General features: G+C 36.8%; 19 protein-coding genes. 5 read left to right on the top strand and 14 right to left on the bottom strand.

Annotation, left to right across the window (positions count from 1 at the left end):
• Positions 1 to 105: 105 nt before the first annotated feature.
• From tatC to N782_RS18590, 6 genes are all read right to left on the bottom strand, one after another.
• On the bottom strand, positions 106 to 870 hold the full coding sequence (gene tatC, locus N782_RS18615) for a twin-arginine translocase subunit TatC (RefSeq protein WP_036823874.1): 765 nt from the start codon (positions 868 to 870) through the stop codon (positions 106 to 108).
• Positions 871 to 997: 127 nt separating this feature from the next.
• On the bottom strand, positions 998 to 1,198 hold the full coding sequence (locus N782_RS18610) for a twin-arginine translocase TatA/TatE family subunit (RefSeq protein WP_036823873.1): 201 nt from the start codon (positions 1,196 to 1,198) through the stop codon (positions 998 to 1,000).
• Positions 1,199 to 1,233: 35 nt separating this feature from the next.
• Positions 1,234 to 1,452 carry a twin-arginine translocase TatA/TatE family subunit gene (gene tatA / locus N782_RS18605; protein ID WP_036823871.1) on the bottom strand — a complete coding sequence of 73 codons (219 nt, stop codon included), beginning with the start codon at positions 1,450 to 1,452 and terminating at the stop codon, positions 1,234 to 1,236.
• Between the two features lie 260 nt (positions 1,453 to 1,712).
• A complete protein-coding gene (mobA, locus tag N782_RS18600) occupies positions 1,713 to 2,288 on the bottom strand; it encodes a molybdenum cofactor guanylyltransferase (protein WP_036823869.1) in 576 nt (191 codons plus the stop codon).
• A 98-nt stretch (positions 2,289 to 2,386) separates the two neighbouring features.
• On the bottom strand, positions 2,387 to 2,878 hold the full coding sequence (locus N782_RS18595) for a dihydrofolate reductase (protein ID WP_036823863.1): 492 nt from the start codon (positions 2,876 to 2,878) through the stop codon (positions 2,387 to 2,389).
• Between the two features lie 23 nt (positions 2,879 to 2,901).
• Positions 2,902 to 3,864 carry a thymidylate synthase gene (locus tag N782_RS18590; RefSeq protein WP_036823858.1) on the bottom strand — a complete coding sequence of 321 codons (963 nt, stop codon included), beginning with the start codon at positions 3,862 to 3,864 and terminating at the stop codon, positions 2,902 to 2,904.
• A 156-nt stretch (positions 3,865 to 4,020) separates the two neighbouring features.
• Here N782_RS18590 and N782_RS22125 point away from each other — a divergent pair, with 156 nt between their 5' ends.
• Complete coding sequence (locus tag N782_RS22125) at positions 4,021 to 5,043, top strand: C40 family peptidase (RefSeq protein WP_036823856.1); 1,023 nt, start codon at positions 4,021 to 4,023, stop codon at positions 5,041 to 5,043.
• 54 nt (positions 5,044 to 5,097) lie between these two features.
• On the opposite strand, the gene N782_RS18580 is transcribed toward N782_RS22125, so the two are convergent.
• The 3 genes from N782_RS18580 to N782_RS18570 form a co-directional block, all read right to left on the bottom strand.
• A complete protein-coding gene (locus N782_RS18580) occupies positions 5,098 to 5,715 on the bottom strand; it encodes an HD domain-containing protein (protein WP_036823853.1) in 618 nt (205 codons plus the stop codon).
• A 10-nt stretch (positions 5,716 to 5,725) separates the two neighbouring features.
• A complete protein-coding gene (locus N782_RS18575; RefSeq protein ID WP_036823851.1) occupies positions 5,726 to 6,586 on the bottom strand; it encodes a DUF72 domain-containing protein in 861 nt (286 codons plus the stop codon).
• Between the two features lie 144 nt (positions 6,587 to 6,730).
• Complete coding sequence (locus tag N782_RS18570; RefSeq protein WP_052111435.1) at positions 6,731 to 8,365, bottom strand: formate--tetrahydrofolate ligase; 1,635 nt, start codon at positions 8,363 to 8,365, stop codon at positions 6,731 to 6,733.
• Positions 8,366 to 8,754: 389 nt separating this feature from the next.
• Between N782_RS18570 and N782_RS18565 the strand changes: the two genes are divergently transcribed.
• From N782_RS18565 to N782_RS18555, 3 genes are all read left to right on the top strand, one after another.
• A complete protein-coding gene (locus N782_RS18565) occupies positions 8,755 to 8,955 on the top strand; it encodes a cold-shock protein (RefSeq protein ID WP_036823848.1) in 201 nt (66 codons plus the stop codon).
• Between the two features lie 210 nt (positions 8,956 to 9,165).
• Positions 9,166 to 9,837: a queuosine precursor transporter gene (locus N782_RS18560; protein ID WP_036823847.1), complete on the top strand. Its 672-nt coding sequence runs from the start codon at positions 9,166 to 9,168 to the stop codon at positions 9,835 to 9,837.
• Positions 9,838 to 9,875: 38 nt separating this feature from the next.
• The gene (locus N782_RS18555; RefSeq protein ID WP_036823835.1) at positions 9,876 to 10,265 is read left to right on the top strand and encodes a ribonuclease HI family protein; all 390 of its coding nucleotides are present in this window, start codon (positions 9,876 to 9,878) and stop codon (positions 10,263 to 10,265) included.
• Between the two features lie 29 nt (positions 10,266 to 10,294).
• On the opposite strand, the gene N782_RS18550 is transcribed toward N782_RS18555, so the two are convergent.
• From N782_RS18550 to N782_RS18535, 5 genes are all read right to left on the bottom strand, one after another.
• Positions 10,295 to 10,594: a DUF6123 family protein gene (locus tag N782_RS18550; protein ID WP_036823832.1), complete on the bottom strand. Its 300-nt coding sequence runs from the start codon at positions 10,592 to 10,594 to the stop codon at positions 10,295 to 10,297.
• Positions 10,595 to 10,645: 51 nt separating this feature from the next.
• A complete protein-coding gene (locus tag N782_RS18545) occupies positions 10,646 to 11,485 on the bottom strand; it encodes a sulfurtransferase (protein ID WP_036823829.1) in 840 nt (279 codons plus the stop codon).
• A gap of 236 nt (positions 11,486 to 11,721) precedes the next feature.
• A complete protein-coding gene (locus N782_RS21675; RefSeq protein WP_161783141.1) occupies positions 11,722 to 11,895 on the bottom strand; it encodes a hypothetical protein in 174 nt (57 codons plus the stop codon).
• A gap of 111 nt (positions 11,896 to 12,006) precedes the next feature.
• Positions 12,007 to 12,519, bottom strand: a complete 513-nt coding sequence (locus tag N782_RS18540; RefSeq protein ID WP_036823826.1) for an isoprenylcysteine carboxyl methyltransferase family protein — start codon at positions 12,517 to 12,519, stop codon at positions 12,007 to 12,009.
• Positions 12,519 to 13,604, bottom strand: a complete 1,086-nt coding sequence (locus N782_RS18535) for a type III polyketide synthase (protein WP_036823823.1) — start codon at positions 13,602 to 13,604, stop codon at positions 12,519 to 12,521. Before N782_RS18535 ends, N782_RS18540 begins: the two co-directional genes overlap by 1 nt.
• A 109-nt stretch (positions 13,605 to 13,713) precedes the next feature.
• On the opposite strand from N782_RS18535, the gene N782_RS18530 reads away from it, so the two are divergent.
• The gene (locus N782_RS18530; protein ID WP_036823821.1) at positions 13,714 to 14,166 is read left to right on the top strand and encodes a chemotaxis protein CheX; all 453 of its coding nucleotides are present in this window, start codon (positions 13,714 to 13,716) and stop codon (positions 14,164 to 14,166) included.
• The last annotated feature ends 205 nt before the right edge of the window (positions 14,167 to 14,371 follow it).

The raw sequence follows: 14,371 nt of genomic DNA, 5'->3' as shown, positions 1-14,371 counted from the left end.
TTTCATACCCAGATTTATCTCGAATCCAAGTCTTCAAGATAATGGGGCTTTTATGGAATAAGAAACCTGCCAACATAATCATGCTGACAGGTCTTTAAATTCCATTTATACATCTGAAGACAAGTCCTTATCTAAGTTCCTTTGTCTACGTCGTTCAACAATACCTGATAATATGATGGATACTTCATATAAAACAATTAACGGAATGGCAACTACTATTTGTAATATAAAATCTGGTGGAGAGATCATAGTACCAATAATAACTAAAACAAAGTAGGCATACTTCCTTGTTCTACGTAGCATTGTAGGGTTTACAATTCCCAGACTCGTTAAAAACATAACAACAAGAGGAATTTCAAAAAAGATTGCAAACGGCAACGTAACCCGTACCAGGAATTTAAAATACTTTTCTACTGTGAACATGGTATTAAACATACCTTCACCAAGAGAAAGTAAAAACTGAAAGATTAAAGGTTCAATAATAAAGTACCCGAAAGCTAGGCCACCAACAAACAACAGGAAAATTGCGGGTATATAGCTTAGTGAAACCTTTTGTTCTTTTGGTGTTAATGCGGGCTTTACGAAAAGCCAAATTTGTAAGGTTAAAACAGGCAACGTACCTGTAATGGCTACCATACTAGCAAGCATGATATAAATCCATAAGATATCAAAAGGCCCTAACACGGTTAGTTCATATTGTACATTACTTTCAAAATATTGATAGATCTCTTCAACAAATACAAAACCTAGGATAAAGAAGGCTACAAAAACCACAAACGTCCATAATAAGCGGGTACGCAACTCACCTAAATGATCCGTAATATTCATTTCCTGATCTGATGTAGTTGACTGTTTTGACAAGTGAGTCACCTCCTGCGATTACACGGAATGGAATAACACCTCTTCTTGGAGATGCATCCAGTAGTTATCATACATAAGACTGAACAAATAAATAAGATGTAAGAGTGACCTCCTACACCTTCAAGAACGCAATATATTATGCGTTTTTATCTTGCTCTTGCTTCACCTTTTTCGTATCATCATCTGAATCAGACATGATGTCGTTTGTTGCCTTTTTAAACTCACGTAATGAGCTCCCAACTGCTTTTCCGATTTCTGGTAGCTTAGAGGGACCAAACACGATTAACGCAATAACTAAAATAAGGATTAATCCAGGAAATCCTATTTGTGAGAACATCGTCATCACTCCACCATTCATTATGTTTTATCTACTTACGCATTTCGGTTCTCTTCATTTGAAGACAATGCTTCGTTAGACATATTGGTTTTTTCAGATTCATCATCACTCGTTAACTCACGAGTTGAACGCTTAAATTCTTTTAACGTCTGCCCTGTGGCTTTTCCTATTTCCGGAAGCTTCTTTGGCCCGAAAAGTATCAATGTAATCGCTAATATAAGTATTAATCCAGGGATTCCTATTAATGACGGCATTGTTTCACCTACCCTTCATCCATTCTTGATGGCATGTCCTGTAAGATAAAGGAACTTTTTCGTAATTCCTGTCTATTATATCGAATTTACAACATCTTTTGTTAGTGTACACAATATCGACACAAAAATTTCTTTTTTTCGTATGTTAATTTATTGTTACGTACATTAGCTTTGTCATTAGACCTGCATGCTTTGATTGTAAGGGTTTTTACGGTTTTTGTCTATGAGATTACAGAAATCAAACTAATAATGACTATTTACTAGTTCTTAAATTTCTCATATTGATCAGGGTAATTAAGGTTAATAAAATGGTTATCAATTTCATCAGCATTTATATCGTCGGAGAATGCAGATACGTATTTAGTAGAGGTGAGATCTAATAAATCAAGCATTCTTAATTTGTCAGCTTCTAATAGGTGACGAACTAAAGGGTACACATCTTTATGATATAAACCGGACATCGGTTGAATTCGCCCTTCATACTTTGGTACGACTGCTTTATAAAAGCCTCTCTTATTATACATATCGTTGTACACTTTGTGGTTGATAAAAGGCATGTCACAGGCTGCTATTAAAAACCATTCTTCTTCAGAATAAGACATTACCCTTTCTAAAGCAGCCAAAGGACCCTTTCCTTTGTATTGATCTTCAACCTTCGGATAGGGTAAGAATGAAAACAAATCAGGTTCATTAGTAGAGATTACAATAGAAGAAGTAATAAGATGTATTTCTTCTACTACATGCGTAATCATTGGCTTACCATCTAGAGGTAATAAAGCCTTATTTCGCCCCATTCGTCTTGATTCTCCTCCAGCCATCACAATAGCTTGAACCATTTCCTCCCCTCCCCCTTTGTTAGAGTCAAAGTAGTGGTCTTTCTATGGACTCCGAGTGGTAAAAACACCGCCCTGGTGGAACAGTGTTTTTCCTAGAGTTATGTTTTACGATCATATTGACGAAAGTAATAATCGTAAGGATTCTTCTCATCTTTTTTACCTTTTTCATTCTGTGTTAAGATCCAATTCTTTTCATCGAATTCTGGGAAGTACGTATCTCCATCAAACTCTTCATCAATCCAAGTAATATACATACGATCTGCTTCATTGATAACTTGTTCAAAAAGATGACTCCCACCAATAACAAGCCATTCTTTTTCAGGTTGTTCTTCATTCCACTTGTATATTTCATCTATCCCATGAATTACTGTGCAACCTTCTTTCTCATAATCCTTATTTCTTGTGACAACAACGTTCGTTCTTCCAGGTAGAGGACCATTCATTGACTCGAATGTCTTCCTGCCCATAATAATTGTTTTCCCCATAGAGACCTGTTTAAAGAATTTTAAATCTTCAGGTAAACGCCAGGGTAAATCATTATCCTTACCAATGACACGGTTTCGACCCATCGCAACTAGAAACGATATCATTTATGTCCGCTCCTTTCTATATCTTATACAGCAACTGGTGCTTTAATAGCAGGGTGAGGCTCATAGCCATTTAATTCAACGTCCTCCATTTGTACGTTAAAAATGGAGTCTATATCAGGATTAATTCGTATGGTTGGCAACGTTCTTGGAGTTCTTGCTAATTGAGTTCTCACCTGCTCTATATGATTAGAATAAATGTGAGCATCCCCAAGTGTGTGAATGAATTCACCGACTTCCAAACCACATTCTCGTGCAATTAAGTGAGTTAGCAACGCATAACTTGCAATATTAAATGGAACCCCTAAAAAGATATCTCCACTACGTTGATACAACTGACAGCTTAATTTACCATCCGCTACATAAAATTGAAACAAAATATGACAAGGAGGTAATGCAGCTTTTTCAGGACTAATATCCTCAGGATTCCAAGCTGAAACTATTAGCCGACGTGAATCAGGGTTGTGTTTGATCATCTCAATCACATCTTTAATTTGATCAATGGTTTCCCCTCTTGATGTTTGCCATTCACGCCACTGCTTTCCATACACATTTCCTAAATCCCCATATGTACGAGCAAACTCATCATCTTGAACTATTCTTTCTTTAAATCTAGCCATTTCCTGATCGTATAGAGCTTTAAATTCTAAATCTTGTTGACTTCTAATACCAAAATCAGTCATATCAGGGCCTTTATAATCGCTACTGTTCACCCAATTTCGAAACGGCCACTCATTCCATATATTGTTATTATGCTTTAATAAATACTGTATATTCGTATCTCCACTTATGAACCAAAGCAATTCACTCTTAATCAATCGAAATGGGACTTTTTTTGTCGTTAATAAAGGGAAACCTTGTTGCAGGTCAAAACGCATTTGATAACCAAAAACAGAAATCGTTCCTGTTCCAGTACGGTCTCCTTTATGAGTACCTTGATCTAATACGTATTGACATAGTTCTAGGTACGCTTGTTCACCTTGTTTCATGTCTTTTCCTCCCTAGTTAACTATTCTTAAACGTTAATTATATCACATACTTCTCAACGAGGGCTTGTGTAATTTTATGTAGAATTTAAAAGCATAAACGCAAAATAACGAACATATTCTACAATGACTTCAAAAACAAAGGAAAGGGGTTCTAATGTGAGCTTATCAGCTGAACAAAAACGTAAGACACTCGTCCAAGGTCTGACGTATGGTTTCTTGATAAGTCATCCCTTCGCCCTCTATGCTGAAGCTTCAGGTAATACAGTCTTCGCTGATAATCAAACAATGCTAAAGTCAAGAAGTTTGTTGTATGGACATCACTCGGCTGCAGCCCATGTTTTACAAAGAAAGTTAAAAAACATCTCTTATTATAAGGGTGACTTAGATGGAAAAATCGGTGTTCTAACAGAAAATGCAATTAAACAGTTTCAAAGAAATCAGTATCTTCATGCAACAGGTCAAGCGGATAAAGAAACGCTTGAACGAATTGTCACAGTGGAAGAAGATAAAATTGTGCAAATGGTTCAAACCATCAAACATGCGATTGTACCTGGTGAAACAAGCGCTGAAGTAAATAAACTACAAAAAGCACTTGCTTTCTATGGGTACTATACAGCTTCCATTGATGGCATTTATGGCCCACTAACAAAAAAAGCCATTAAACAATATCAAATCGATCATAAATTAGAATTAAATGAAAATGTAGAATTCTCTTTTATCGAAACACTATCAACTAAAACGAAGAATGCAAAGCCTGTGATTAAGCACAAAACGAAAACAACAAAGAAAACTCCAAAACCTGTACCCAAAGCATCTAGTTCGGTCAACTCATCGATAGCACAAATAGCTAAACGTTATTTAGGTGTCCCTTATGTTTGGGGTGGAGATTCTCCTAGTGGTTTTGATTGCAGTGGTTTTATCCAATATGTCTTTAAAACGCAAAATAAGCAGCTTCCTCGAACAGTAAGCGATATATGGAATGTATCTATTTCTGTTTCCAAGCCTAGCATAGGTGATTTTGTGTTTTTTGAGACCTATAAGCCAGGTCCTTCGCATATGGGGATTTATTTAGGGAATGGACAATTTATTCATGCAGGATCTGACACAGGCGTACAAATAAGTGTGTTAAACAACCCTTATTGGAGTCCACGATACCTCGGTGCAAAGCGGTCCCCATAGATTATAAAAAACACAGCCTAGGCTGTGTTTTTTATATTATTGAGAATAATTGCCTTAAGAAAACGAATTCCATTCTGTATGGAAATCTTGTAAAAACTTCTCTAAAATAGCGTGTCTTTCTTCTGCTAATGATATTGCTGTAGGTGTATTCATGTACCCTTTTAGATGAAGTAGTTTGTCATAAAAGTGTTGTATTGAGGTTCCAGGTTCCGAACCGTTTTGTTCAACTTCTGTATGTAAGAGTTGCTCTTTATTTCCACCAAACGCAAATGTCCTCGCAATGCCGATTGCACCTATGGCATCTAACCGATCAGCATCTTGCACGACCTTTCCTTCAATAGTATAGGGAATGATGTGCTTCCCTTTAAAAGAAACGTCTTTCATTGCAGCCAAGATTGCGTTCTTAGCATGTGTATCTAGGGGCAATTTATATAGAAACGTATGCAAATTCTCTTTAGCTTGATTCTCATCGTCTGTTAATTTTCCATCGGTCACATCATGTAACCAACCTGCCATTTCACAAATGAACGGATCAGCACCTTCATGCTCAGCAATATAAGCTGCCATATTTGCAACTCTTTTCATATGCTCATAATCATGGCCTGTTGGCTCCTCTTGAAATATCGCGGCTACATATTCTTTCACAGATGAACGGATTTCTTCTTGACTCATGTTTAACCTCCTACTCATCAAATAGACCCATCTGTCTAGGGTTTAACCCCTCGTAAGATAAGTCTAGCATGTTTATCAATTGTTTAGCATTATCTGCGGCATCTCCACCTGAATTGTTATTGAACAGGACGGTGATATGTTTGGAGTGTTGTTGCAACTGGTTTATATTCGCTTGCCATTGTTTAAGCTCTTCTTTCGAATACCGATAAAGAAAGCGATATTTTCGCCATTCAGCATCTTCTCTACCATTCTTATTCCAACCGTGCACGTTGCGACCATGCATACGTATTAATGTTTTCTCTGAGTGTGTGGCCTCTAATACAGTCGGCACGGAAGATTCTCCAGCTTGAGGTTCATCACATATGCTGTGAATCCAATTATAGTCTTTCATAAATTGAATTGTTTGATTTATATATGGAGATTGGAACCATGAGCGATTTCGAAATTCCAAAGCTAAAGGTATATCTCCCATTAATTCTCGAATAACCTTTAATCGCTTTACATGGTCTTTCCGCAGATCAAACCATGGTGGAAATTGAAATAGTACGCAATTTAATTTACCTGCATCTATCATTGGTTGAATCGATTCTTTATAAGCTTTAAACATGTCTTTAACTTCGGTAGTCTCCAACTTTTCTCGACTATGGCCTGTCATCTTCTGAAAAGCCTTCACAACAAATGAGAAATCGTCTGGTGTATCTTTCACCCATTTTTCATAGTTTCTTTGTGGTTGAATGGCATAAAACGCACTATCCACCTCCACAACAGGAAAATGGGATGCATATACAGCCAGTTTATCTTGCGAAGCAATGGAGTCTGGATAAAGAGATGCATGGTCCCCCCATCCCGTAACGCCAATCAAAATACTCAAAAAAAACGACCCCTTATACTGATTCTCATTTTCTTATAACACATTTATGTATTAATATAAATGCTTAAACGCATATGACTTTTTTTATCACATGCGTTCAAGTATGAAACATCTCCTCTATCTCTGTGATGTTTATTGATTTTGCTAAAACAAACCTAAAGCATTCCCATTATCATCAACATCCATTTTAAGGGCTGCAGGGGATTTAGGTAAACCTGGCATCGTCATCACATTACCAGTGAGAGCTACCAGAAATCCTGCTCCAATAGAGGGGCTAAATTCACGAATATTGATTGTGAAGTTTTCTGGGCGTCCAACAAGCGTTGGGTCATCTGTTAAAGAATACTGCGTTTTAGCCATACAAATAGGCAACTGTCCCCATCCCAATTCTACAAATTGCTTCAATTGTTTTTTTGCTTTTGAACTATATTCTACTTTCTCGGCACCATAGACTTTGGAAGCAATAGCGTGTATCTTTTCTTCAATGGAATCTTCTCTTTGATATATTCTCTTAAACTTCTTCTCGCCCATTTCAACTGTCTGGATTACTTTCTGAGCGAGTTCTACTCCCCCTTGACCTCCATGAGCATGAACCTCAGTAAGAGCGAAAGAAGCATCACTCTGATCACACCAATTTTTCACAACCTCTATCTCTGTTTCTGTATCTTGAGGGAAACGATTTAAAGCAACCACGAATGGCAATCCAAAATGCTTAATGGTACCCATATGCTTCTCTAGATTTTTTATCCCCTCTTGTACAGCTTCAATATTTTCTTCTTCTAATGAATGTTTTGCTACGCCTCCATGCATCTTTAATGCTCGAATCGTAGCAACGATAACAACAGAATCTGGTTCCATTCCCCCTGCTTCCGTTTTGATATCCAAAAATTTCTCTGCTCCTAAGTCCGCTCCAAAACCAGCTTCTGTAACTACATATTCACCTAGTTTCGCCGCTATATTTGTTGCCATTACACTATTACATCCGTGGGCAATATTGGCAAAAGGACCTCCATGGATAATAGCAGGAGTATTCTCTAGGGTTTGGACTAGATTTGGTTTAATCGCTTCTCTTAATAATAAAGTGAGAGCACCTTCCATCCCAAGTTGTTTAACAGTAACTGGCTGTTGATCATATGTATAGCCAAAAACAATTCTGCTCAATCTTTCTTTCAGGTCATTTAAACTATTAGCAAGACATAAAATAGCCATGATTTCTGAAGCTACTGATATAGAAAAGCCGTCTTCACGTGGGACACCTTTTGCAGGTCCACCTAATCCTACTACTACTTCTCTCAAAGCACGGTCATTAATATCGAGGACACGCTTCCAACCAATTCGTCTTGGGTCAATATTTAAATCATTCCCTTGATGAATATGGTTGTCAATAAATGCTGCTAATGCATTATTTGCTGTAGTGATAGCGTGAATATCACCAGTAAAATGAAGGTTTATATCTTCCATTGGAAGTACTTGTGAATAACCTCCCCCAGCCGCTCCTCCCTTCAGTCCCATTGTAGGACCGAGTGAAGGTTCTCTTAAGGCAACGACCGTATTTTTATTAAGTTTATTCAATGCCTGTCCCAAGCCAACTGTTACCGTAGATTTACCTTCGCCAGCAGGGGTAGGATTAATTGCAGTAACAAGCACAACCTTGCCATTTGGACGCTCAGATAGTTGTTCTAGAAGCGTATGTGATAACTTAGCTTTATAGTAACCATAAGGCTCCCAATCCGTTGATGATAATTTCAGTTGTTCTGCAATCTCTTGAATTGGCTTCATATTAGCGCTTTGTGCAATTTCTATATCTGATTTCAATGTAAATCCCTTCCTCTCATCAAACTATCCTTATTGTACCGAATCTTGACTTCATTTTTTAGTCTTAGCCCTTGAGAATTTAATAATATTAAGAAAATAATCCTTACGATTATTATGATTTATAAAATAGATATTTTTAAAACATACACCTATACTGAAGGTTGACGATTTGACCAATTTAAGCTATATTATAAGTAAGCAAAGAAGATGTTTGGATTCATGAAAGACATGGTAACTTCTATAGAAGTTCGGGATTTTATGTTCCTGCATTTCTTTAGGAGTTATCTTTTTTTATGACTCCTTTCTTTGTAATAACACGTTTCACGTGAAAGTTTTTAGGAGGATTTTCGAAAATGCAAAACGGTACAGTAAAATGGTTCAACGCTGAAAAAGGTTATGGCTTCATCCAAGTAGAAGGTGGAAACGATGTATTCGTTCACTTCTCTGCAATTCAAGAAGAAGGTTTCAAGACACTTGAAGAAGGTCAAAGCGTAACTTTCGAAATCGTAGAAGGCGACCGCGGCCCACAAGCTGCGAACGTTGTTAAAAACTAAACCATTGTCTATATAAGACTAAGCGGTAATCCCCATTGGATTACCGCTTTTTTTCGTTCTTTCCCTACTCTGGTGATTCTTTGTAAGCTAATGTATTATACATACCATGGTTTGCAAAACTAACAAAAAACAAGTATAATTCCTTATCGTTGTGCAAAAGCATCGCAGTTCGCAACTTCCTGCGTTATCAAAACTATGGAGGTAGATATAATGATAAATGAAGTACTCTGGATTGTCTTTGCGCTTGTAAACTTCACCATGGTCACCATTATTTATCGGATATTCGGTAAACAGGGGCTTTTTGTTTGGATTGGAATGTCTACAGTAGTCGCAAATATTCAGGTTGCTAAAACAATTGAAATGTTTGGTTTAACCGCTACGCTAGGAAATATTATATACGGGACCGCTTTTTTAGCAACGGATATTCTTAATGAGAAATATGGAAAGAAGGATGCGAAGCAAGCTGTTTGGCTAGGCTTTTTCACCTTAATTAGCATGACGATAATGATGCAAATCGCATTACAATTCACACCAGGTCCTGACGACTTTGCACATGAGGCACTTACTACACTATTCTCATTCCTACCAAGAGTAGCTATAGGGAGTTTACTAGCCTATCTCGTTAGTCAGTATTTTGATGTTTGGATCTATGCAAAACTCAAAGCAGTGTTTCCAGCCGATAAATGGCTTTGGGTGCGCAATAATGGCAGTACCATGATTAGCCAATTGCTTGATTCCTTGGTATTTTGCTTAATCGCTTTTTATGGAAAATTTCCACCTGCCGTATGGTTTGAGGTATTTATGACGACATACTTTATAAAGTTTATTGTGGCAGCTTTGGATACTCCATTTTTATATATCGCGAAAAAATTTCATCGGTAAGATTATAATTATTTGGATTCACAGAGAGGATGTAGGATATGCTAGAGGTATATGTAGATGGGGCTTCTCAGGGTGATCCAGGTCCTAGTGGTGCTGGAATTTATATCAAGCAATCTGGAAATCATCTAGATTATTCTATTTATCTAGGCCATATGTCTAATCATGAAGCAGAATTCATGGCCGTCATCGAAGCACTTACTATTTGTAAAGAAACATTCCCCCATGAAATTATTAGTATTCGATCCGATTCAAGGTTGGTTGTCGATTCTGTTGAAAAGTCATTTACAAAACAATCCAAATACCAACCATTGTTATTAGAAGTGGAGCGATTGGGAGAACTTTTCCCCTACTTCTTTGTGAAATGGATACCAAATAAACAAAATAAACGAGCAGATGAATTGGCTAGACAAGCCATTCACAAACCATAACTTAAAATAAAGCCCCTAGAACACTCACGTCAGAGTAGAGTTCTAGGGGCTTTTTGTTTGGATAACCCTTTTTGTTCTAATAGTTCCCATGCATGTCGGACTGATTTTGGTTTATTTTGTGAGAGATACTCTAATACCGCAATATAAAAACTTTCATCAAACTTGAATTGAAGTTGAAGTGTGGCTCTCACTGCAAAAATTACTAGCCATTCTTCTGCATTCGCATAATTTTTACCAAAGTAAACAAAATGAACATCTCGGTCAGATAATTTAAATCCTTTGGTCCATAAATCCTCTATAAAGTTTGCTAGTTTGTCAGAATGGGCCAAGTAAGAACACCCTTTAGCTGTGTAAATTTAGTTATTGGTTTCTTAAACTAGTTATGAATCTGGAATTACATGAATTGGGTTATCCTCATTGCTAATCCAATCACTCCAGCTACCTACATAAAGTTTAACTTTAGGGAAGTTCGCTTCTCTTAACGCTACTGCTAAAGGTGCAGCAGTAACTCCTGAGCCACAATATACGATAAAGGAATCCATTTCATTTAAAGGAGAGAACAATTCCTGTAGTTCCTGTGTAGTTTTCCAAAACCCTTGTTGATCAAAAACTTTTGTCCATTCATAATTAGCAGCAGAAGGAATATGCCCTGCTTTCTCATCCTTCGGTTCTTTCCATCCAGCAAAGCGTTCAAAGCTTCTTGCATCTACAATTCCAACATCAAGATCTTCCAAACTTGATTGAACTTCGGCTTGAGTAGCTAATAGCTCATTTTTGAGCTTAACCTCATACGTAGAAGCTACTTTAGTAGGGGGCTCACTTGATACGGAGTAACCACTGGACTCCCATGCCTGAAACCCGCCATCTAGTATATATACTTCATCATGCCCAAGTACTTTCATAAACCAATAAAACCTCGCTGCTGTAGGACTTTTTGGATTATCATAGGCAATTAATGTAGTATCTTTTGTAATCCCATATTGCTCTAACTTATGTACAAGATGTTCTTTATTTGGGAAAGGATGCCTTCCGCCTCCATTTGAAGCAGTACCACTTAAATCTTTTTCTAAATCAAAATAAACTGCTCCAGGTAAATGAGCTTTATTGAATTCACGACTTCCTTCCAAAGGGTCTTGTAGGTTAAAGCGACAATCAATAAATTGAACTTCCCTTGTTCCTTGTAATTTCTTTACCTGATCAACAGATATAATTATTCCCATATTTCCCCTCCTTTGCTTGTACTAATACCAAACACTTATACTCTACATTATACTTGTTTGGATAACGAATGTTCAATTCATTGATTTATACCGTGTAAAGAACAAAAGCTCAGGGCGCCCGTTTAGCGACGTATGTGCTGTGGACCACAGCTGGACGTGGCCGCATCATTTTTTTAGTGATAATACATGCATTGAATTTTATAATTTCCGCTAGACAATAAAAAATGCCAGGTAGATTACCTGGCAGATACAAGTTTTTTATATTTTTGTATGTTTTGTTGGTGAGTGGAAGCTCGTTGCCTTTTTATAAATTGAACAAGTTGAATGGCGCGTTTATCATTTAATTTCGTTAACAGACCGACCATTATTACGGAATACACACAAACAGTAAGTATTATAAATAAAACCATTCCAGCCCCTCTTTTCTTTAGCATGGTTGATAATGATTTTCAATATCTATTTGAAGTGTATCAAATTGTTACTACTATTTCAATGAGAATGATAAATATTCTCAATTTATATTATGATTTATATGCTTCCATTAATGCTTTCTCTTCATGAGGAATACGTATTTTCATCAATAATAAGTGGAAGATAGGAAATAAAACGGCTGTAAAATAGGCATTGTATAGTAATGGAATCACAATAAACTCTACCCCAACCACTAGGTAGTTAGGATGTTTAAAGAATCGATATGGACCTTTCGCAATCAAATTAGCACCAGGCAATACAATTATCTTCGTATTCCAATATCTCCCTAATGACGTAAGACACCAAATACGGAATCCTTGAGTTACCAGAAAGATCCCAAATAAAAATCCATGCCACATAGTTAATTCAAGAGTTTCGTTATATGCTTCCAGAGCAATGGATAAAAAGAACAAGACATGAACAAGAACTATCCATTTGTAATGATCTTCTCCTACTTCAATCGCACCTTGCTGCTTCATCCATCTCTCATTACGTTTAGCTATCATAACTTCGATAACCCTTTGAATGATAATAAAGAAAAACAGGATATAAAAAAGATTCACTATGACCACTCCAAACTTATTAATTCTGAACTAAAACCTGGTCCTAATGCAGCTAGAATACTTTTTACATTGGAAGACTGTCCTTCTTCCATCCATCTTTTTAAAACATGAAGTACTGTTGCTGAGGACATATTGCCATGCTCTTTTAATACATCATAGGAATACTTAAATTTTGAAGCATCACAATTTAGAACATCTTGATAAGCTTGTAAAACTTTCTTACCTCCTGGATGAGCAACGAAAAATGGAAAATCTTCTTTTGATAAAGATAGTTCCTCAACAAACCCCTCTACGTGAGATTTCCAAAATGTCTCTACTAGTGTAGGAATACTACGAGCAAAAACGACCTGAAGTCCCTCTTCATTCATGTTCCACCCCATTACATCAAGGGCATCTTTCAGTATCTTTGAACTGGACTCAATCATTTTTGGAACAGGTTTCTTTATAGATTGCACATAAGGAGATTTATCTCCCATGACTAACGCTGATGATATACCATCACCAAACAATGCAGCACCAATAAAATTACTTTTTCGATGATCATTTTTTTGAAAGGTAAGGCTACATAATTCTACACACACCAGAAGAGCATTCTTTTCTGGATATGTATGAACAAACTCCATGGCTCGTGCTAAGCCTGCACTTCCTCCTGCACATCCTAATCCCCATAGCGGCATTCGTTTTACATCATCACGAAAATCTCGTTCATTTATCATACGAGCGTCAATTGTTGGGGTTGAGATTCCAGTACTAGATACATAAATAATCATATCAATCGCTTCATAAGGTATTGTTTCATCTAACATCTCTTTATTTTGTAAGCATTGATCCGTTGCTTGCAAAGAGTGAAGTAAAGCTTGTTCTTCATATATATCATTACGTTCTTTAAAGGTATGATCCTTTGCAAACCACTCTAAAGGCATTACAAATTGTCGTTTATCTACTGCAGCATTTTCAAAAACAGGAAGTAACCTGGATACATCTCTTTCATTTCTGGGGAAGATATGCTTAACGAAATCTTTAATGTCTTTTTGAGATAGTTCATTTGTTGGTAGGCTATAACCTACAGATGTAATATATGCCATAAAATCCTCCTTATTTTTATATAGGTTTTGTAAAAAAATTAATTTTATGAGCAGTGATCTAAAAAACTATGGTATGATGAGTTCAACATAGGCATAAGGTGGGGGTTCTTTGGCATCGAATCAGTCTGTAAAAGAGATACTAAATGGTACTATAGAATCAGTAAAAGCCGTAATACCTTTTGAAATTGAAATTGAGAAGCCTTCCTTTCAAGACAAGCCACTTCTACATACTGATTTAGGCGTACTTATTGGAGTTAAGGGAGATATTCAGGGGCGTTTAGTCATAGAAGGGTCTAAAGAGAGTGTAGGTTTGATTGGTGAGCGGATGTTTGGGATGCCATTAGAAGGAGAAATGCTCGAATCTTTCACAGGAGAACTTGCGAATATGATAGTTGGTCAATTAGCTACAATCGTTTCTCAGAGAGATGTAGATATTGATATCACTCCTCCAACATTAATGGATTCAATCAATTTGTTCTCGCAAAATGAAAAAGCTTTGTGTGTACCTGTATCACTAGAAAACCAACAATCTTTACAAATGACACTTCTTTTAGAAGATTAAAAAAAGCAGAGAAATCTCATGATTCTCTGCTTTTTGTCATATATAACCTTGTTAGTATTATTGAATAATATATACCAGTTAAGCTCCATTATCTTGAAGACTTGGCTTCGAGATAATCATTGTATAAAGATTGGGTCCGATACTCGGAAAACGAAAGGGGGGTACGGTGGAACAACTCGCTTTCCTGCGGGCGAGCTGGTGAGCC

Origin of the sequence: Pontibacillus yanchengensis Y32 (assembly GCF_000770635.1) — a bacterium.
Lineage (GTDB): Bacteria > Bacillota > Bacilli > Bacillales > BH030062 > Pontibacillus > Pontibacillus yanchengensis.
Note: the sequence above shows the minus strand (reverse complement) of the source record. Positions and strands in the feature narration are given on the sequence as shown.